General features: G+C 49.5%; 17 protein-coding genes. 7 read left to right on the top strand and 10 right to left on the bottom strand.

Translation table 11 applies throughout. From position 1 onward, the window contains the following. Positions 1-65 precede the first annotated feature (65 nt). Positions 66-320 (top strand): DUF6761 family protein, encoded by a 255-nt coding sequence (locus ACN4EG_RS05695; RefSeq protein WP_431628306.1) that lies wholly within the window; start codon positions 66-68, stop codon positions 318-320. 105 nt (positions 321-425) lie between these two features. Here the strand turns inward: ACN4EG_RS05695 and grxD are convergent, their stop codons facing one another. The 3 genes from grxD to gyrB form a co-directional block, all read right to left on the bottom strand. Continuing rightward, the gene (gene grxD / locus ACN4EG_RS05690) at positions 426-749 is read right to left on the bottom strand and encodes a Grx4 family monothiol glutaredoxin (protein ID WP_431628305.1); all 324 of its coding nucleotides are present in this window, start codon (positions 747-749) and stop codon (positions 426-428) included. A 36-nt stretch (positions 750-785) separates the two neighbouring features. Beyond that, positions 786-1028, bottom strand: a complete 243-nt coding sequence (locus tag ACN4EG_RS05685; protein ID WP_431628303.1) for a BolA family protein — start codon at positions 1026-1028, stop codon at positions 786-788. Between the two features lie 893 nt (positions 1029-1921). Beyond that, on the bottom strand, positions 1922-3859 hold the full coding sequence (gene gyrB, locus ACN4EG_RS05680; protein ID WP_431628302.1) for a DNA topoisomerase (ATP-hydrolyzing) subunit B: 1938 nt from the start codon (positions 3857-3859) through the stop codon (positions 1922-1924). Between the two features lie 349 nt (positions 3860-4208). Here gyrB and miaA point away from each other — a divergent pair, with 349 nt between their 5' ends. Together miaA and ACN4EG_RS05670 are read left to right on the top strand one after the other, a co-directional pair. After that, positions 4209-5180 (top strand): tRNA (adenosine(37)-N6)-dimethylallyltransferase MiaA, encoded by a 972-nt coding sequence (gene miaA, locus ACN4EG_RS05675; protein WP_431628301.1) that lies wholly within the window; start codon positions 4209-4211, stop codon positions 5178-5180. Between the two features lie 74 nt (positions 5181-5254). After that, complete coding sequence (locus ACN4EG_RS05670; RefSeq protein ID WP_431628300.1) at positions 5255-5632, top strand: VOC family protein; 378 nt, start codon at positions 5255-5257, stop codon at positions 5630-5632. Positions 5633-6035: 403 nt separating this feature from the next. Here ACN4EG_RS05670 and ACN4EG_RS05665 read toward each other — a convergent pair whose 3' ends face one another. Further along, positions 6036-6227 (bottom strand): hypothetical protein, encoded by a 192-nt coding sequence (locus tag ACN4EG_RS05665; RefSeq protein WP_431628299.1) that lies wholly within the window; start codon positions 6225-6227, stop codon positions 6036-6038. A 293-nt stretch (positions 6228-6520) separates the two neighbouring features. Here ACN4EG_RS05665 and ACN4EG_RS05660 point away from each other — a divergent pair, with 293 nt between their 5' ends. Both ACN4EG_RS05660 and ACN4EG_RS05655 read left to right on the top strand, forming a co-directional pair. Next, entirely contained in the window at positions 6521-6922 is a 402-nt protein-coding gene (locus tag ACN4EG_RS05660; protein ID WP_431628298.1) for a hypothetical protein, read from the top strand. A 204-nt stretch (positions 6923-7126) separates the two neighbouring features. Next, the gene (locus ACN4EG_RS05655; protein WP_431628297.1) at positions 7127-8227 is read left to right on the top strand and encodes a GGDEF domain-containing protein; all 1101 of its coding nucleotides are present in this window, start codon (positions 7127-7129) and stop codon (positions 8225-8227) included. A 40-nt stretch (positions 8228-8267) separates the two neighbouring features. On the opposite strand, the gene carB is transcribed toward ACN4EG_RS05655, so the two are convergent. From carB to galE, 5 genes are all read right to left on the bottom strand, one after another. Next, positions 8268-11504, bottom strand: a complete 3237-nt coding sequence (gene carB / locus ACN4EG_RS05650; protein WP_431628295.1) for a carbamoyl-phosphate synthase large subunit — start codon at positions 11502-11504, stop codon at positions 8268-8270. A gap of 373 nt (positions 11505-11877) precedes the next feature. Beyond that, the gene (locus ACN4EG_RS05645) at positions 11878-12906 is read right to left on the bottom strand and encodes a helix-turn-helix domain-containing protein (RefSeq protein WP_431628294.1); all 1029 of its coding nucleotides are present in this window, start codon (positions 12904-12906) and stop codon (positions 11878-11880) included. A 262-nt stretch (positions 12907-13168) separates the two neighbouring features. Continuing rightward, a complete protein-coding gene (locus ACN4EG_RS05640) occupies positions 13169-14086 on the bottom strand; it encodes a HetZ-related protein 2 (protein WP_431628293.1) in 918 nt (305 codons plus the stop codon). A 472-nt stretch (positions 14087-14558) separates the two neighbouring features. Further along, positions 14559-14873 (bottom strand): hypothetical protein, encoded by a 315-nt coding sequence (locus ACN4EG_RS05635; RefSeq protein WP_431628292.1) that lies wholly within the window; start codon positions 14871-14873, stop codon positions 14559-14561. 252 nt (positions 14874-15125) lie between these two features. Further along, positions 15126-16163: a UDP-glucose 4-epimerase GalE gene (galE, locus tag ACN4EG_RS05630; protein ID WP_431628291.1), complete on the bottom strand. Its 1038-nt coding sequence runs from the start codon at positions 16161-16163 to the stop codon at positions 15126-15128. Positions 16164-17079: 916 nt separating this feature from the next. Between galE and ACN4EG_RS05625 the strand changes: the two genes are divergently transcribed. Together ACN4EG_RS05625 and panB are read left to right on the top strand one after the other, a co-directional pair. Beyond that, positions 17080-18282 (top strand): YdcF family protein, encoded by a 1203-nt coding sequence (locus ACN4EG_RS05625; protein WP_431628290.1) that lies wholly within the window; start codon positions 17080-17082, stop codon positions 18280-18282. 283 nt (positions 18283-18565) lie between these two features. After that, positions 18566-19342 (top strand): 3-methyl-2-oxobutanoate hydroxymethyltransferase, encoded by a 777-nt coding sequence (gene panB / locus ACN4EG_RS05620; RefSeq protein ID WP_431628289.1) that lies wholly within the window; start codon positions 18566-18568, stop codon positions 19340-19342. 59 nt (positions 19343-19401) lie between these two features. On the opposite strand, the gene ACN4EG_RS05615 is transcribed toward panB, so the two are convergent. After that, positions 19402-19632: a Uma2 family endonuclease gene (locus ACN4EG_RS05615; RefSeq protein ID WP_431628288.1), complete on the bottom strand. Its 231-nt coding sequence runs from the start codon at positions 19630-19632 to the stop codon at positions 19402-19404. Positions 19633-19705: the final 73 nt, after the last annotated feature.

Raw genomic sequence — 19705 nt, 5'->3', positions numbered from 1 at the left:
ACCATGGAGGATCGAGGAAAATTGATCTTAAGATAAGAGTTACGATAGCTTTCCTTTAGGAGCCTATGCTTCAAGATGCACGCACCATCCGCTTTTACCAACGGCTCTCAGACGCCCTTGTAGAGCTTTGGAATCGTGGGTATCGTTTTGATGACCTTCGTCTCTACTTGGATGGCTACATTGCCGCATTGCGTCATAGCGATAGCCTCGAGCCGATCCAAATTAATCGTTTAGAAGAGGAGATAACTCGCTACTTATACGATGCTTCGAATTTTGAGATGCCAGAGCCTCAGCCAGATTGGGACTTGGGCTATTACTAATCCTAGGCAGGAATGAACCCCTCAACCAACCTGTGGAAGAGGGGTTCGTGATTTCTGGAAGGAGATTAAAGTCCAAGGAGATTAAAGTGCGAGGACTGGAAGTACCTAGGATGCGAGAGCGACTTCGACCATTTGCTGGAGTTCGCCATTCTGGTACAACTCGATCATGATGTCGGAACCACCGATGAACTCACCGTTGATGTAGACCTGGGGAATGGTGGGCCAGTTGGAGTAGTCTTTGATGCCTTGGCGAATTTCGTAGTCTGCGAGAATATCGAAGGTTTCGAAGGGAACGCCGAGGACATTGAGAATTTGTACGACGTTATTGGAGAATCCGCACTGGGGCATCAGTTTGTTGCCCTTCATAAAGACCATGATTTTGTTGTTGCTAACCAGGTCGTCGATCCGCTGTTTTACTTCTGGTGTCATAGTTTTGGTGGCAAGTGAGTGATTTGAATTAGACGTTTACACCTTGGCCGCCCACTCTTCTGGGGTGAAGGTGTTGAGTGCGAGGGCGTGGATAGCCTCGGTTGCCATGGCTTGCTTGACGGCTGCATAGACCATTTGGTGTTGCTGCACGCGGCGCTTGCCTGCGAAGGCGTTGGAGACAACGGCAACTTCAAAGTGGGAGCCATCATTGGTAAAAACCTGAACTTTGGCATCCGGAATTTCAGCCGTGATCATTGCTTCAACCTGATCCGGATTCACGATCGCTGCTCCTTGAGTCTAGACTGCACATTTCACTCTTTCCAGTCTAGCGGTTCCTGGTAATTGGTTTCATCGCCTCGGGACTTTTTAAGGTATAGAAAAAAGTCTATATAGTGATAGTCGCAGGGCTTTCCGGTAATGGAATTGTTCGCTTGCAAAAACAAGGTCTCACCCCTAGAGATTGAGTTATTGGCAACAGTGTGATTTCACTGGGATTGCTTCATAGCATCGGGTCTGGAATCAAAATTATGGATTGGTGGAGAAGTGCATCCGGTTACGCAGTTGATTCATGAAGGTGACAGCGCGCCTATTTTGAACAACTTTTATCCCAAACCATTATTCGTGATCAAGATACGTTGGTGAATACCGCCGATAAAATTTCGATCGCATTACTCAATTAGCCTGCCAATGCCTTTAGCATTTTAAGTTTGGTTTGGGCTTACTGGTTTTTGTGTATTGGGTGGTTTATAGAGCCTATTTGAAATCTATGGCGAGAGCTTTGATTTCACAAAGCTTTCACCATAGTTCGAGAATTTGTCTTGAAAGGCTCTTCCAGAAAGGATGACAGCAAAGATTCCCAATGGATTCTATTTCTCCCACCCTTGGGCGTGAGTGAGTCTGCTAAGCATTTCAAACTGAGCATTTCAAACTGAGCATTTCAAACTGAGCATTTCAATAGGAGTATTCATTGTTATTTTGAAAAGTGCTCTAGTTTAAAAAAGGTTGAGAATGCAAATCCCAGGGGATTCCCAATTCTAGGAATTTAAGGTTTGATCACTGTATCTGCAGTAATTGACAGACTATGACCATTCAGACTATGCCCATTTATTAGAGTCGCCGATCGAAGCTCGATCTGCGACTCTAACTTAAACCTAGATTGCTAAACCAACAATCTAGATATCCAAATCCGCGAGGTTCAACTTTGGCCCATAGGTTTCGATAAACTCCCGGCGGGGAGCTACGCGATCGCCCATCAGTACCGTAAACACCCGATCGGCCTCTGCCGCATCTTCAATTTCCACCTTCTTCAACGTCCGCGTTTCCGGATTCATGGTCGTTTCCCACAATTGCTGCGGCATCATTTCACCCAACCCTTTAAAACGTTGAATGTTGTAGTTCGCATTGGCCGGAAACTCGGCAATTCGTTGATGCAAATCCCGATCGCTATAGCAATAGTGATGCTGACGACCGCGCTCCAGCTTGTACAACGGAGGGCAGGCAATATAGACAAACCCGCGATCAACCATTTCCCGCTGATAGCGATAGAAGAACGTCAGCAACAAGGTTCGAATGTGCGCCCCATCCACGTCCGCATCGGTCATGATGATGATTCGGTGGTAGCGCAGTTGCCCTGCATCAAACTCCTCACCTTTAATCCCCAACCCTAAGGCCGTAATTAAGGCTTGGATTTCCGTATTCTTGTAAATCTTGGCATCATCGGTCTTCTCAATATTGAGAATTTTACCCCGCAGGGGCAGAATTGCCTGGAACCGTCGATCGCGACCTTGCTTCGCCGATCCGCCTGCTGAATCGCCTTCCACAATGTAGATTTCCGATTCCGAAGGGTCCCGCGAAGCACAATCCGCTAACTTACCCGGCAAAGTAGAAGACTCCAGCACCGACTTGCGCCGCACCAATTCCCTTGCCCGCCGTGCGGCTTCCGCTGCGTTAAAGGCTTGGATCGCCTTTTCCAGAATCGAATCCGCCACCTGGGGCCGAAATTCCAGATACTCCGTCAGCACCTCATTGACTAGGGAGTCCACAATTCCCCGCACTTCCGTGTTGCCCAATTTCGTCTTGGTTTGGCCTTCAAATTCCGGATCCGGCACCTTGACGGAAATGACCGCTGTCAGCCCTTCCCGAATATTTTCCCCAGCCAAGTTCGGATTATTTTCCTTGAGCTTGCCCCGCTTACGAGCCACATTGTTTAGCGTCCGGGTCAGCACCGCCTTTAAGCCTTCCAAGTGGGTGCCGCCATCGATCGTGCGGATGTTATTGGCAAACCCCAAAATATTGTCGCTATAAGCATCGACGCACCACTGCATCGCCACTTCCACCTGCACATTGTTGCGCTCAGCGTTGATGTAGATAATTTCTTCGTGGAGGGATTGCTTTTCGCGGTTCATGTAGTTGACATACTCGCGAATCCCTCCTTCATAGAAATAGGTTTCGCTGTGGGGCTGTCCATGCTTGAGTGCCTTTTCCCGTTCATCGGTAAAGACAATTTTGACTCCACCGTTCAGATAGGCCAACTCTCGCAACCGACCGGACAGCGTGTTGTAGTCGAAGTCGATCGTTTCAGTGAAAATTGACACATCAGGCATGAAGCGCACAGATGTCCCCGTTTTATTGCCTGCACCGTCCTTGGCGATCAATTCTGTTGTTGGGATTCCCCGTTCGTAGCGTTGGGTATGGACTTTCTGATTGCGCCAAACGGTCACTTCTACCCATTCCGACAGTGCATTGACCACGGAAATCCCCACCCCGTGCAAACCGCCAGACACCTTGTAGCCACCATCGCCAAACTTGCCGCCTGCGTGCAGGATGGTCAGAACGGTTTCCAGGGCTGATTTTCCTGTTTTAGGGTGCAGATCTGTGGGAATCCCCCGGCCATCATCCGTGACCTCCACCGAGCCATCGGCATGGATAACCACATCAATATTTTTGCAATACCCTGCCAAAGCTTCGTCTACGGAGTTGTCCACAACCTCGTAAACTAGGTGATGCAACCCCCGAGGGCCGGTACTCCCGATATACATCCCTGGGCGTTTCCGCACAGGCTCCAGCCCCTCTAGGACTTGGATCTGTTGAGCGCCATAGTTGTTAGTCATGGGTGACGTTCTCCGTCTGGGCAGGTTTAACGTGGGTTAACTGGTTTGAACTGGATGCTGCTGACTAGAATTCACCGGGATAAACAGCAGTGCCTTCTGGGATTCTAGCTACGGCATATCCGCGATCCAGAACAATCAGTTGCAGCCGATTCAATATAGCAAATATCACCTAAATTTTAACACAAAAGGCTTCCAGGCGATTTTAGAGCCATTTCACGACAGGTTTATGACAGGGATCGATTCAGCTCAATTACCATCCATAGATGCCCCTGAACCTCAAGTTGGGCAATTCCGATCGCAGCATCTACTTCAGGGCACCATTAGTAATTCAATTGTACCAGATTTAAAGATGTCGAACCTGATAGTACCCGGCCTGCTCGTTATCTGCGGCGCAACGGCCTCTGGTAAGTCAGGACTGGCGATCGCGATCGCGCAAAGGCTGAATTCCCTAATTATTAGTGCGGATTCGCGGCAAGTGTATCGAGAGTTTAGCATTGGAACTGCTAAACCGAACATCGAAGATCGAAAACAGGTGCCCCATGCTTTGATCGATGTTTGCGATCCCACGGAAACGTTGACCGTGGCAGATTTTCAAGCTCAAGTGAATCAGGTCTTGATCGATTGGGGCCGATCTCACCCAACGACCTGGCCGCTGCTGGTCGGAGGCACTGGGTTATACATTAAGTCGATTACGCGCGGGATGCAGATTCCCCGTGTGGCACCCCAGCCCGACCTGCGAGCTCAGTTGGTTAACTTGGGCCAGTCCTGGTGCTATACGCTCTTGCAGCAGGTGGATCCGATCGCGGCAACAAAAATCCACGCCAATGATACAGTGCGCACCCTGCGAGCCTTGGAAGTGTATTACGCCACAGGCCGACCGATTACGGCACAACAGGGCGAGCATCCCCCGGCCTATCCTATTTTGCAGATTGGCTTGGAATCCGCTCAGATTGACGATCGGATCCGCTATCGTACCCAACAGATGGTTGCCCAGGGATTTGTGGAAGAGGTGAAACAGTTAGTAGAGAAGTATGGAGATAGGTTGCCGTTGTTGAATACGCTGGGCTACCAAGAGGTGCGGCAATATCTTCAGGGCAGCATTTCCCTGTCCGAAGCAGAGGAGCTTACGGTTTTGCATACCCGTCAGTTTGCTAAACGCCAGCGCACCTGGTTTCGTGCTTGTCCTGAGGTGGAATGGTTTGATGCGGATGCGCCGGATCTGGTTGAACAGGTGTGGCGACGAGTGCAGGAATGTATTAGTCGGGGTGTAACGCGATCGAGCACCATTAACAACGCAAAATTAAACAATATTGACAATTAGTTAAGGGCGTCACAAATTTTCTGAACAGCCAAGCTAGAGTGAAAGCACATTGCTAGTGCTGGGGTGGAAGAATCATGGCACAAAACTGGTCACTAAATGCCGTGCGCGTCTTCGTGTCGGACATTGAGAATGCCAAGATTTTTTATTGTGATCTGCTGGGTTGGGTGCCTAAGGAAGATGGCCGGGACAAGGGCTTTCTTTTGTTTGAGGCGGGAGCCGTGCAATTGGTGGTGGAAATTGTAGATGTGGATGCTCAGCAAGATTGGAAGTTAGCCGGACGTTTCACGGGAGTTTCCTTTGAAGTGGATGATGTGTATGCCCTTTATGAATCGCTAGTGCGTAAAGGAGTGGAATTTGTCCGTATTCCCGAAACCAAAAATTGGGGTGGTGTTGTAGCCAGCTTTGTGGATCCCGATCGTAATGGCATTACAATTTTTTCTGCTGCCAAGTGATGATTCGGTGGACAGTGTGTTGGCTGATATGCAGTGTGTTGGCTGATATGCGGTGTGTTGATTAAGTGTCTTGGTTAGTATCAGTGTGTTGGAAAACACACTGTCTTAGTAGTTCACCAACTTAATCTCAAGAAAAGACGATCGTGTCTTTCCTACTGTGGAAAAACACGATCGTCAAATTATTTGAGCGACGAAACTTGAATGGCTAAAGCCGAATTTAGTCACGCATTACAGTGGATTGCCTAACGACAAGGAACAGATACAACACCTGAAACCTGTTCTGCTATGGGCTGCTGTATCGATCGGCCAAGCAAAGGACTGTATTTGTGATCAACTCTAAATTCGCCCCAACTCTAACTCATCGTTTGCTAATTTCTAAAGTTAGGCATATTGCCAAAGTTGCTTAGTTCAACCCCACTTGGCCTCGATTGTAAACTGCGCGATAGATATCGCCTTCTACTTGATTCAAGGAACCTACGGTATCCGTAGACAGCCCTAGACCGGAGGCATAGCGGCTAGTCATGCACTGTTTCCGGTTACGCAGATTTTGCCGTTGGTTAACCATCAAAGCCCGAGCACGTTCTTGGGTAGACATCTTATTTTCTCCTAACTGTTTTCTTCTAAACCTACTATAGCAGCTAAAAAACTGTAGCGAAAAGTACAGAATAATACATTTAAACATTAATTTTGATTATATTTAATAACTATATTATAATAAAAAATTATATTAAGATGATGTAGAAAATTACGATCGCTCTCATTACCTAATGCGGTTCTGGAGTTTTAACGTGTATTCAGGTTCTAACTTGCAGGTTCTAACTTATTAGGTGTGCATAAGCTCTTACAGTTATGCATAAGCTAAGGTTGCCTACGTACAAAAAAGCCTCTATGAAAAAGACGATTGCACTCGTGATAATTTTTTGCTTGAGTTGGATGTTTGTGGCCTTGCGGGTCAATGCAGTTCCGATCGATTCAGAATTGCTCCTCAAGCCAGGGCAGGAAGTCGTGCTTTCGCAGAGTCCAATTAAGCTAACGTTTGACTCAGTGTTAACAGATAGTCGCTGTCCGATCGAAGTTAATTGTTATTGGGCAGGCAATGCAGAAGTGAAGTTAAAACTCCAGCGCAAACGCAAGATAACAACTGCAATTTTGAATACGGTAGAAAGAGAACAAGTTGTGAAATACCGTGGCTATACCATTCGGTTGTCCAAACTCAGCCCCGATCGACACAGTGGGAAAGTCATTTCACCCAATGACTATGAAGTCACTTTGAAGATCAATAAAGACTAAGCAATAAACAAGTTATGGTAATTGAAAAAAGACTAAATGAGAAAAAACCTCACTGAATTGAATCACAGAGAACTTTGCACTTTTAATTCTCTTTTCATTAAAGTGTACTCCTCGTTTAATCATTTGATTTGAGATTGTCTGAATCATTTGGGGTCAAAAACTGGATAATTTGTCTATCTTGAATTCAGTTTTAGGATGACTCTTATGATCTTTCAAGCAGACGATTCCACAGATGCCCTCAAGCGCAAAGCCTCCATTTTCATCCTAATGGTTATGGCCCTTGCAGGACTGCTGGCAACAGTTCTCCACGCCTTTGAACCCCAGCCACACTTCCTGTCGAGGGTCATTCCACCCGCCACCGTTGTCTTTTGCATCAGCCTTTTGCTGTACCTGCTGAAAGTGCCTCAGCAACTCCCCCTCGTCATCAAACTCACGTTGGGCTGGAGTTGCTTAATTTTTCTGCTACCGGAATACTTCTTTCTCATGGATGCCTGGATACATCCCGATCGACGCTTGGTGGATACCTTTCCGCCCATTTCGTCGGGACTGTTTCTGCTGATTGCGGGGATTGTCATCTTTCTTCGGCCTCAGCGAGCCATACAGTTAGCCATTGTTCTTTGGATCGCGATCGCTGCACCGATAGGAATTTATTTTGGGTTCCATCTGTCAGAGTTATTGACTCCCCGTGGCATTGATCTAGCAATTACGCTATTGCCTTCCATGGCAATTAACTTTATGTTGCTCCTTTTTTACTCTCAGCTTCAGGATGCTGTTTTTAAACTTTATCTTGAACGGTTGCATTTTAAGGAGGTTGCTGAAAAGGATGGACTTACTGGAATCTTTAACCGTAGGGCGGGTGAAAAATTCCTTCAAAACTTATTTGAACAGCCGGAGTCCTCGATCGGTATCATTCTCTGCGATGTCGATCACTTTAAACAAGTCAACGATCGCTATGGTCATTTAGTCGGCGATCAGGTGCTGCAAGCGATCGCCCAATCTTGCCAAAGCCATTTGCGCAAACAGGATATCCTCAGTCGTTGGGGCGGCGAAGAATTTTTAGTCATCGTGCCTGGAGAAACTGAAACGGAGTTGATGCATCTCGCAGACCGGCTGAGAACCGTCATCGCTAATCACCCCATCCCGGAGGTAGGTCACGTTACCGCCTCCTTTGGGGTGGCAGTGCTGCAACGCCAGGAAACCTTGGTGCAATTGTTTGACCGGGCTGACCAAGCCCTCTATCAAGCAAAAAGACTGGGGCGCGATCGTGTGATGCTGGCCCCAGCCTCTTTGCTAACTTGTAATTGACTTGTAACTTGCCCGGTTCAAGATTAAACCGCTCTAGCCCTTAAAAATAATCCTGCAACGCTTTGACGGCCAAGCTCTGGGATTGCATCGATCGAATGGCTGCTGCCGTGGCCTTAGCTCCGGCGATCGTCGTCACGATCGGGATTTTATACATCAGCGCCGCCCGCCGAATCGTGCGTCCATCGGATTGCGCCTCTTCTCCCGAGGGCGTGTTGATAATCAATTGAATTTGACCATTCTTAATCCAATCCAGTACATGGGGCCGTCCCTCATGGAGTTTATAAACCAACTCCACCTCTAACCCGTGCTCCTTCAGCACTTGGCGTGTGCCGCTGGTAGCCACGATCTTGAAGCCCAGATCAATAAACTCCTGCACCACTGACACCACCAGCCCTTTGTCCCGATTATTGGTCGAAACAAAGACCATGCCTTCGCGGGGTAGCCGTTGACTCGCGCCCAATTCCGCCTTGGCATAGGCTGTTCCAAAGTTGCTATCAATGCCCATGACCTCGCCCGTCGATCGCATTTCCGGGCCTAGGATCGTATCCGTTCCCGCAAATTTTTCAAAGGGCAAGACTGCTTCCTTCACCGAAATATGGGTTGGAATAATTTCCGATGTAAGATCCAATTCTGCTAGCGTTTTCCCAGACATGATCCGTGCTGCTAACTTAGCTAACGGTTTGCCGATCGCTTTAGACACAAACGGAACTGTCCGCGAGGCGCGGGGGTTGGCTTCTAGGATATAAACCTGGTCGCCTTGCACCGCAAACTGAATATTCATTAAGCCCACCACTTTGAGGGCCTTAGCCAGTTGGATTGTCCAAGTGCGAATTTGCGTCAGCACGTTATCGGGTAAGGAAACCGTGGGAATGGAACAGGCGGAATCTCCCGAGTGAATCCCCGCCTGTTCAATGTGCTCCATGACGCCGCCAATGACTACCTGCCCCGTGGCGTCGGCGATCGCGTCCACATCCACCTCGATCGCATTTTCCAAAAACTTATCGATCAAAATCGGGTGATCCGGCTCCACCTGCACGGCGTAGACCATGTAGCGTTCCAACTCCGCATCGGAATAGACAATCTCCATGGCTCGACCGCCCAGCACGTAACTAGGCCGCACCACCACCGGATAGCTAATCCGATTGGCCACTTCCCTCGCCTCTTCGTAACTGCGGGCGAGGCCGTTGGCGGGTTGCTTAATGTCCAACTCCCGCAGAATTCTTTCAAACCGCTCCCGATCTTCGGCAGTGTCGATCGAATCCGGTGACGTGCCTAGAATCTTGGTTTCAACGGTTGCAGAATCGCTGGCTAAATACTGTTGCAACGGGACTGCCAACTTCAGCGGCGTTTGTCCGCCAAATTGGATAATCACACCCTTGGGATTTTCTGCCTCCAAAATATTGAGCACATCTTCCTTGGTCAACGGCTCAAAATACAGGCGATCGCTGGTGTCGTAGTCCGTGGAAACCGTTTCCGGGTTGGAGTTGACCATAATCGTTTCATAGCCGTCATCCTGCAAGGCAAAGGAGGCATGGCAACAGCAATAGTCAAACTCAATCCCCTGCCCAATGCGGTTTGGTCCCCCACCCAGAATCATAATTTTGGGCTTATCCGAAGGCCGCACCTCCGTTTCCGTTTCGTAGGCGGAGTAGTAGTAGGGGGTCAGGGCTTCAAATTCCGCCGCGCAGGTGTCAACAGTTTTGTAGACCGGAATCACCCCGAGGGATTTGCGATAACTGCGGACTTCATCTTCGTGGGTTCCGGTGGCAAAGGCAATTTGCCGATCGCTAAAACCCTTCCGCTTGATGGCATACAGGGTATCCTTATCGAGGCTGCTTAAAGCAGTCGATTTGAGGAATTTCTCCGTTTCTAGCAAATCCTGCAACTTATCCAGGAACCAGAGATCGATCGCCGTCAGTTCATGGATTTCCTCAACGGTCATCCCAATCAGCATTGCGTGGCGCAGGCTGAAGACACGCTCTGGGTTGGGTGTCCGTAGGCTGCCTCGGATCTGTTCGATCGCGGGTAACGTTTCTTCCCGATCGCAGCCCCAGCCCGCTCGACCCGTTTCCAGCGATCGCAGGGCCTTTTGGAACGACTCCTGGAACGTCCGCCCGATCGCCATTGCTTCTCCCACGGACTTCATCTGCGTGGTCAGCGTGGGTTGGGAACCGGGGAATTTTTCAAAGGCAAAGCGGGGAATTTTGGTGACGACGTAGTCGATCGTCGGTTCAAAGCTGGCGGGCGTCTTTTTCGTGATGTCGTTGGGAATTTCATCTAAGGTGTAGCCCACGGCTAACTTCGCCGCCATTTTTGCGATCGGGAAGCCCGTCGCCTTCGAGGCCAAGGCCGACGATCGCGACACGCGCGGATTCATCTCAATCACAATCACTTCGCCCGTGTCGGGATTGACGGAGAATTGAATGTTGGAGCCGCCGGTTTCAACGCCAATTTCGCGAATGATTTTAATCGAGGCATCCCGTAACCGTTGGTATTCCTTATCCGTTAGCGTTTGCGCCGGAGCAACGGTGATGGAGTCGCCAGTGTGGACGCCCATGGGGTCAAAGTTTTCGATCGAACAGATAATTACCACGTTATCTGCGAGATCCCGCATGACTTCCAGTTCGTATTCCTTCCAGCCCAGTAGTGATTTTTCAACCAGAATCTGTGAAACGGGGCTAGCGTCTAACCCGGATTGGGCGATCGCTTCATATTCCTCTTGGTTGTAGGCGATGCCGCCGCCGGTGCCTCCCATAGTAAAGGCCGGACGAATAATCAATGGGTAGCTACCAATTTCCTGGGCGATGCGCTTGGCTTCTTCCATCGTTTCTGCCAAGCCAGAGGGGCAGACGCCAACGCCGATCCGCTCCATGGCCTCTTTGAAGAGTTTGCGATCCTCTGCCATTTCGATCGCGGGTAGCTTTGCGCCAATGAGTTCAACGTTGTAGCGATCCAGAACACCCGTTTTGGCCAAGGTGACTGCAAGGTTTAAGGCAGTCTGTCCCCCCATGGTGGGCAGAAGAGCCTCGGGACGCTCCTTGGCAATCACTTGCTCGACTAGTTCGGGCGTCAAGGGTTCAATGTAGGTACGATCAGCGGTATCCGGATCCGTCATAATTGTGGCCGGATTGGAGTTGATGAGAATGACCTCATATCCTTCATCACGCAGCGCTTTACATGCCTGCGTCCCCGAATAGTCAAACTCGCAAGCCTGTCCAATCACGATCGGGCCCGAGCCAATCAACAGGATCTTCTTGAGGTCATTACGACGCGGCATGGCAATTAATCTTGAGGTGCAGAAATCCAAACTATTGTAAGGGATGAGGGGCTGTCTAAAAGAGCCGACCCAAGGAAGAGTTCTGGAGAAATTCTAAAGGAAATACAAGCCGAGTTCCCCATGCCGAATAGTGGCCTGTACAGGTCAGTCTGCCTAGGAAATTTCCGATGTCAGAACTCGCTGATAGTACTGAACGGAATTGACCCTAAGGATTGTACCTACTGGGATAGCTTGCCTAATCGAGAACCTGTAACGGAGAACTTCCCCACTGGAGAACTCCATGGACACTGAATTTATCTTGATTGCAATTTATCTTGATTGCCAAAAACAATGTCTATGTGATGGGGAGTGCCAAGCGAGAGTTCGGCTTGCGCTAGAGGGGGCTTTCACCGGCTGCTGTGAATTTTATTCCCTTCGGATCAGCTGTAGTTCCCAAGGCTTTGGCTGCACCTTGATTTCGGGAAACGGAAACGCCCTTGGCATTGCCTGAGTAAACAATAATTTGCTTCTGTCCTGACCAAGTTTTTTGGGTTCCCTTGGGCAATGTGGCGGAAGTTTCGACTTTGCCATCGACTTCCACTTCTACCCAACTCTCATCGGTCACATTTAGACTCACGGTGATAGCCCCCGGTTGAGGTGCTGGTGGGGAAGAGCTAGGGGCTGCTGGGGGAGCTGATGACGTGGATTTTGCTGTGATCGGTTGAGACTCAGAGGCTGGGGACGGTGAATTCGTCGTTGCATTCGTGGGTGTGCTGGGTTCGGTGGTGGCCTTAGGTGTGAGATTGTGACTGAGAAGGACCACAATGCTCCCTAGCAGAACCACCCCTAGAATGCCGCCCAATATCGGGAGTCGCCAATGGGTCTGTTCCGTTGGGCGATCGGGCGATCGCGTCCAAGAACTGGGAAGATCCTGAAGAGCGGTGCTTCGGCTGGCGATCGGTTCAGTGATCGGGGCAGCAACATTGGCTCGATCGGTGGCTGGTGTTGAAGAATTTGGGGTGACAAAACTTGAAGTGCTGGGTCTACCCGATTCCCTACGAGAAGTGCTCGGGACAGGAGCCTGAATGGGAGGCTTCATCAAGGGCTCAGATGGTCGGACTGGGACAGATTGAGCCTGGGTGATCACCGGGTTGGGAATGCTACTCGTCGTCTGAGCCAGCGGGAATTCGTGGGAAATGGCGGTGCCATCCAGTCCCACTAAGTCGGCATACCGCTTAATAAAGCCTTGAACAAAAATGGGTTCCGGTAGCTTGTAGGTTTCTGCGGCCTCCAATGCCTTTAAAATCCGCAGCGGAATGTAGGTTTTAGCAGACACCTCATTCAAAGAAATTCCCTGAGTTTCTCGGGCTTGGATGAGCTTTTCTGCGATCGCTTTGAGTGTTTCTGCTGCAAACTTGTCCACTGCTTTCTCTCCCTAAGCCGATACACCAACCTCTTAGATTGCTTGCCTGTTTCATTAAGGTCGCCTGAACTTCAGGGATGCTGCTGAAACTATTGGCTGAAACTAAGGGTGCGATTGCGCAGGCTAGAAAATCTCTGGGAAATGGCAAGAAATTCTAAGATTGCCCACGAATCTATGGGACAGTTTACAGGGTCAAGCCCCGGATGAGAACACTCTCCCTGGAGATCTCGCAGGAAGATTTTTGGAGCCGATCACCGACAATCTAGCTGCCCAGCCATTCTGCAACCAATTCTGGCTTCTTTTTCGCTGCAAAAACTTTAGTCGCATGGTAGCTGACTTTTTCCCGCAGACGGTAGACCTGCTTGATGGGCATATTCAAGGCTTCTGCGATCGTTTCCTGGGTTTTTCCCTGTAAGTACAACTTCAGCCATGCAGAGGCTTCCGGGCCCACTTTTTCATCTAAATAGGCCGCCAGATTGCCCACCACTGCGTCCCGAACTTCCCGCTGTTCAGCTTGGGCTTGGGCATCTTGATAGTCTGAGATGGCTTGACCATCTAGCAGGCTAACGGATCCATCAGCGTCATCTGGGTTCACTTCTTCTGATACCAGGCGGATAAAATCAGCCGTAGGCACCTGGGTCATGCCTCCCCGCTGCGATCGGCGCAGGTAGTTAACGAAGCGATACATCAACAAGGGCTGGTTACGAATGGGGCGTAGGCAATATTCCTCAGTTGCAGCTAAAACCAAGGCATTGCGTAGCCGGGGATCGGTGGTGCACTGGCTGATCCACGCAGTTTGCTGTTGCAGATAGGAGTCCTGTTGCATGAGCTCTTGGATCACTTCCTGCAACACATCCACTACTGTTCGCTGCCGATCTCGAGATAGAGAAATCCAGGTTTTTATTTTATTTCGCAATAAAAATAAACCACTAAGGCGTTGGATCAAGTTGCGATAGGCCCGCTCTGGGCTGGCATTGAGATAGCGATCCCGCAGAATCCGATACCGATAGTCCATTGCTTGGCGAGCAATGTCTAATTGGACATGTGTAAAGGTATCGAACTGATCTTGGTTTTCTCCCAGCAGCCAAGCCACAATGGCTTCATGGGCACTTGCGTGGCCCGGTAGGTCTGCCTGTAACTGCGATCGCCATTCCTGAGCTAACTTGTCTGCTAGAGTCATGGTTCACTGTCCTTACATTCCCGCCTAACTTTCCCGCTTAACTTTAGAGTGTGCCGCACTTCGTGAATTTCACACACTTACCCCTTCGGGTAATCTCTTTTTTCCGATTTTTTGGTAATCCCAGTTAGGTTGATATATGGTGGTTCACGATGCAGTTATGCAAATGCAGGGATGCAGGTGAGGTTCCAAGCAACCAATGGCGAAGTGTCAAAAGATCGGTGGATTTACTGATGCTGAGTGCAGTGATCATAGGATGGTTCCCTGCAGTCAGTCAGTGATCTCATCCAATGGGGCAATTGATCCAAGCAACGTATTCCCTTCGATCGAGGGGATGGATTCGCGGTATGACGCATTCCAGTTGCTCGATCGCGAGGCTGACGCGGACTTCGAGTCTTGCCGGATCTTGAGGATGCTGAGAAATTAGCTATCCAAGGTTGTCCCTACGAATCAAGCTCCATTCAAGTCCTACCCATTAATCTTTCTGGAAGGACGTGGTGATTTGTTCAAGGGTTTCCGTCAGATTGCCCAAGCGTTCCAATGTGGTTTGGTGGGTCGTCGTCAGGTTTTCAACTTCTTCACTGAGGGCAAAGATTTGATATCCCTGTTGCTGAACTTGCTGGGCAATTTCATCTAAACGGGTCGCCAGACAGTCTACTGTTTCCGTTGTCGCTAAAACGGCCTCGCCAATTTCCAATACGATTGCTTCTAAGCGAGCTAGTGATGGGGAATGGGCTTGAGTATGAGGACGATCGGAGGTCATGGGATCCAATTCTTTTGCTACTTCCATTGTTCCGCTGAACTGAATATTGGGTTGTTAATTGGGCAGTTAGGGGCTGTCTTGACGGGCACGTCTTTGCGATCGCGTCTTTTTGGACACGTATTCATTGAAGCGTAGGACTTGCATTCTGAGGTTTTATTCTCACGTTTTCTACAGGGCTTGTACAGTCAGTCCCTATTCGCCCCTTATCGGTTCCCTAAATCGTCCCTCATCGGTTCCCCATCAGCTTAGAGTGTAGATTTTTTTTAGAGTGTAGTTTTTTTAGAGTGTAGTTTTTTCTGGGGTTAGGTTGGCTGCCCCATGGCGAGTCTGGTGCCAAGTCCAGGCATGGGTCAAGATTTGTTGCAAGTCTGCATATTGGGGTGCCCAGCCTAGAGTCTCCCTGGCCCGATCGCTACTGCCGACAAGGGCTGGGGGATCTCCAGGACGACGATCGTGTTCTTCGGCAGGAATCGGTTGTCCAGTCACAGCCCGAGCCGTTTCAATGACTTCCCGCACAGAAAACCCATTGCCGTTCCCTAGGTTAAACCGATCGCTGGCCCCGCCTTTGAGGAGATATTCCAATCCCAAGACATGGGCTTGGGCAAGATCCGTGACGTGAATATAGTCCCGAATGCAGGTACCGTCAGGGGTGGGATAGTCCGTGCCAAAGATCGAAACGGAGGGTTGGCGACCTAAAGCCGTCATGAGAACAAGCGGGATCAGGTGGGTTTCTGGTTGGTGATCTTCTCCCAGGCGGCCTTGGGGATCGGCTCCAGCTGCGTTGAAATACCGGAAGGCGACCGATCGTAAATCATAGGCGCGATCGAAATCCGTTAGCATCCTTTCCACCATCAGCTTGGTAGCTCCGTAGGGGTTGATGGGAGATTGGGGATGATCCTCAGGAATGGGAACCTCGCTAGGCACACCATAGGTGGCGCAGGTGGAGGAAAAAACAAATTTTTTAACGTTCGCGGCGATCATTGCCTCCAGTAAGGTCAGCGTGCCTAAGACATTGTTGCGATAGTACTTATCGGGCTGGCTAACGGACTCGCCTACATAGGCATAGGCGGCAAAGTGCATGACGGCAGCAAAGGTATGGGTCTGAAACAATTGATCCAGCAAGGCCCGATCGTTGGTATCGCCCATTACGAGTTCTACTTTGAGAACGTCTTTGACGAGATCAGCGTGGCCGTACACTAAGTTATCTAAAACCACGACCTCATAGCCCGATTGCTGTAGGGCTAACACTGCATGGGATCCAATGTATCCTGCCCCACCAGTGACTAAAATTTTTGCTGGTTGTTTCACGATATCCACGCTACGTTACTCCCCACAAAACAGATAACATCTTTGGGCTTTCCGCAAGAAAAACCAACTAGATTGATCTTCTAGCCTAGGACGGTTAAATCTGGATTCACTCTAAATTTGGATGGATGCTCAACGAATCTGTAGAATCTCTGACTTAAGAATCTCTGACTTACTTCTTCAAATCTTGAAAAATCCAGAACAATAAAACCGCAAAAAACGCGATCGCTACCACCGACTCCATCTGGCACGTCTCCTGATGAATTGACTGCAAATTGACTAGTGATTGAACTGTTGATTGAACTGTGAACTTTTTGAACAGACCTTGCCTCGCACGGGGTGCATACCACTTTTGCACTCCTCACCCACAATCCCTCATCGCACAAAACTTTTTAAACAAACGTTAAGCGTATGTTCAGCGCTGTCCGGTTTTTCCCCTGGCTTTTACCCTCGTTCGAATTGCATAGAACCTAAGTAGGCTAGCTCAAAAGATGAATTTTGGCACCAAAAAATTGGGGTGTTATTGCGAAAGATGGATGGGCGAACCCTAAAAAAAACGTGCGTTTCGTAATTCTTGCTGTAGCATACTCGCTAACTCAGACTGTTTTGAAGTGCGAACTCTCATATTTTTTGAGATGTGAATTCTCACACAATCCAACTTTTCTGATTCGTCACAGAAGCCCATGCCTAGCTCTAATGCTTTAGGGCTATCAAGCTTCATGACATGAACTGCTACTGATATGGACTGCTACGCTGCGGTGCTTCCAGGATTAGGGGGGACGATCGTCCAATGTTGGGGGTCAGGTCTGCTTCTGCTTGAGAGGCTCTACCAGTTGCGATAGTCGGCTTTGCTAGGGCGTAGTTTATGCACAATTTGGCAAGACCCACACAGCGCGAGGATTATCACAGCAACTAAGGGAATGACTCAATGCTTCTATTGGTGACTGATGTATTTCTACTCTTAACTCAAGTTCTTCTGTGGATTTTGGTGGCGCTCGCAGCTCGCTTTGTTCTCCTCAAAGCGCTACCCAAAGCTTTTTTGGGTGGATTGGTGCTGGTGCTACTGGTGGTGGTTGCGGCGCTCACTTTTTTTAAAGGTGCGCCGGAGCAGGGGCTGTTAGGCGATATCTGGCAGATTATTTCCCTGCTGTTTAACCCATTGGGATTAATCTTGATTTTTCTGGCGATCGTTTGGCGAGACGCAGAAAATAAAGGCGTTAATGCAACTTCTAAGTGGTTACTGCGGATTGCAGTGGCAGCATTAATTTTGTTTAGCTTGCCCGTATTTGCTAACTTTGTTGCTCAACGTACAGAGTTAGAAGCCATTCAAATTTCGCAGCCCGATCCGTCAGCATTACCCGCTGGAGCCCAGCGAGTGATTGTGTTGATGGGACAAAATACGACTCGGTTGAAGTTGCGTCCCCGCACAGAAGCCCCTCCGGCTGGATCGGTGACTCCGGAGAAAAATGCAATTTTCGGCCCTCCTGAACAAATTTCAGAAGGTCGATTTAGCCTGTTGACCAATCAGCCAGTTCAATTGACGGAGCAAGGCGATCGTATTCTTTACGCTGCGCAACTCTATCAAGCGGAGCGGTTCAACTCGCCCTTAATCATTGTCAGTGCAGGGCCACGTCCGGGTCGATCGAAGAAAGAAGGCGACAACGCTGACAACATCTCGGAAGCCAGTGATATTAGCCGATTGCTGCAAAGTCAGTTTGGCATTCCTGGTAGCGCGATTATTCAGGATAATGACAGTACTTCCGTGATTGAAAGTGCGCAAAATACCCGTAAGCTTCTGGAAAGTCGGCGGATTAACTACGGCAATCAAGTCATGGTGGTCACGTCCGCGATCGAAATGAGTCGTACTGCTTTGACGTTCTCCAATGAACTCAATCAGACGGGGCAGAATGTTGCAGTCATTGCTCGTCCTACGGATTTCTACACCATTCCGCCCAAAGGCTCCCTGGCACAACGAGCGAAAGGTCGCGACCTGATTGAGCGAAATCTAATGGTGTCGGACTTTTTGCCGAGTATGGATGCGCTCAATATCAGTACTAAGGTGGTTGGCGAGTCCCTCACGTCGCTGTACTACTTCCTGAGAGGTTGGGTACGGCCCTTAAGAGCTAGCTAGGAAGAGGGTTCTGGTTGTCTCGGAGTCCGTAGTCTTGTCATCACGGCATATCGGTCATTCCTAGCTGAGGGAATCTCTTCGGAGGTTCCCTTCGTTTTTCTAAGGTGGTTTTCCAGTTTTGTCAGACTAGACTTGCTGATCTCTGCTTCTGGAGGGTTGGAGTGTGACGGATGAGTGACGGGCGCGCTAAAGAGTGCTCTGGATAACTGCTACGCAACAGATGATCGTGAACCTTTGCTATCTTGGTCAAAGACTTTTTGCACTCCACTTTGGAACTTGTCCCATGCCCGTTACGCTTCAGCACTTGGCCCAATGGAAACAGCAAGGACGACCGATTACGGCGTTAACTGCTTGGGATTACGCGATCGCACAGATTTTAGATCAAGCTGAAGTGGATTTAATTCTCATTGGTGATTCCTTGGCGATGGTGGCTTTGGGGTATGAAACAACGCTGCCTGTGACGTTGGAGGAAATGCTGCACCATGCCAAAGCGGTGCGACGGGGGGTGAAGCATTCGTTTTTGGTCATGGATTTGCCATTCATGAGCTACCAGGAAGGCTGGCAGCAGGCGATGCGATCGGCGGGGCGGGCGCTCAAGGAAACGGGCGTTCATGCCGTCAAGCTGGAAGGCGGCTACCCGGAAATGGCGGATACGGTGGCTCGCTTGGTGCGGGCGGGGATTCCGGTGATGGGTCATGTGGGCCTCACACCGCAATCGGTGCGGCAGTTGGGCTTTAAGCAGCAGGGCAAGACCGATGCAGAAGGGGCAAGAATTCTGGAGGAGGCGATCGCCCTAGAGCAGGCGGGAGCGTTTTCGATCATCTTGGAACATATTCCTGCTGATCTGGCTCAAACGATTACCGAAAAATTATCCATTCCAACGATCGGCATTGGTGCTGGAAATCGCTGTGATGGGCAAGTGTTGGTGACGACGGATGTGTTGGGTATGGGAGATTGGAAGCCACCCTTTGCCAAGTCCTATGTCAATTTGCGGGAAACGATCGGCCAAGCGGTGCAAGCTTTTTCAGAAGATGTGCGATCGCGGAACTTTCCAGAATGATGCCACTGGACTCCCATCCTAGATTCCAGGATTCCCGAGATCGATAACCTGGGAGGGATTCACTCAGATAACCAACCCCAAAGGGTTTCCACCGTTAAGCTGAGATCCTTCGCAAAACCAGGACAGGGCAAAATTTGTGTGGGTTCATCAAAGACGGTGAGTTGTTGTTGCGGTAGATAGACAAAAATGGTTTGCTCTTCGGGGTCAATTAACCATCCCATTTGCGTCCCATGGTTTAGGCAATGCAGAATAGACCTCCTGCATGAATCAAGTGGCTTGTGCCAGTTCAAAATTGAGTAGACCCGCAATCAAATTGAGCCGGAGTCCAAACCGCTTCCTGCGATTGCGATAGCGCCCCGAAAA

The sequence above is a fragment of the Alkalinema pantanalense CENA528 genome (genome assembly GCF_050753345.1).
GTDB classification, from domain to species: domain Bacteria; phylum Cyanobacteriota; class Cyanobacteriia; order Leptolyngbyales; family Leptolyngbyaceae; genus Alkalinema; species Alkalinema pantanalense.
Note: the sequence above shows the minus strand (reverse complement) of the source record. Positions and strands in the feature narration are given on the sequence as shown.

Excerpts from the sequence above, each read along its gene's own strand:
- ACN4EG_RS05695 (WP_431628306.1), top strand. The coding sequence starts at position 66 with ATGCTTCAAGATGCACGCACCATCCGCTTTTACCAACGGCTCTCAGAC.
- grxD (WP_431628305.1), bottom strand. The coding sequence starts at position 749 with ATGACACCAGAAGTAAAACAGCGGATCGACGACCTGGTTAGCAACAAC.
- gyrB (WP_431628302.1), bottom strand. The coding sequence starts at position 3,859 with ATGACTAACAACTATGGCGCTCAACAGATCCAAGTCCTAGAGGGGCTG.
- miaA (WP_431628301.1), top strand. The coding sequence starts at position 4,209 with ATGTCGAACCTGATAGTACCCGGCCTGCTCGTTATCTGCGGCGCAACG.
- ACN4EG_RS05670 (WP_431628300.1), top strand. The coding sequence starts at position 5,255 with ATGGCACAAAACTGGTCACTAAATGCCGTGCGCGTCTTCGTGTCGGAC.
- ACN4EG_RS05665 (WP_431628299.1), bottom strand. The coding sequence starts at position 6,227 with ATGTCTACCCAAGAACGTGCTCGGGCTTTGATGGTTAACCAACGGCAA.
- ACN4EG_RS05660 (WP_431628298.1), top strand. The coding sequence starts at position 6,521 with ATGAAAAAGACGATTGCACTCGTGATAATTTTTTGCTTGAGTTGGATG.
- ACN4EG_RS05655 (WP_431628297.1), top strand. The coding sequence starts at position 7,127 with ATGATCTTTCAAGCAGACGATTCCACAGATGCCCTCAAGCGCAAAGCC.
- carB (WP_431628295.1), bottom strand. The coding sequence starts at position 11,504 with ATGCCGCGTCGTAATGACCTCAAGAAGATCCTGTTGATTGGCTCGGGC.
- ACN4EG_RS05640 (WP_431628293.1), bottom strand. The coding sequence starts at position 14,086 with ATGACTCTAGCAGACAAGTTAGCTCAGGAATGGCGATCGCAGTTACAG.
- ACN4EG_RS05635 (WP_431628292.1), bottom strand. The coding sequence starts at position 14,873 with ATGGAAGTAGCAAAAGAATTGGATCCCATGACCTCCGATCGTCCTCAT.
- ACN4EG_RS05625 (WP_431628290.1), top strand. The coding sequence starts at position 17,080 with ATGCTTCTATTGGTGACTGATGTATTTCTACTCTTAACTCAAGTTCTT.
- panB (WP_431628289.1), top strand. The coding sequence starts at position 18,566 with ATGCCCGTTACGCTTCAGCACTTGGCCCAATGGAAACAGCAAGGACGA.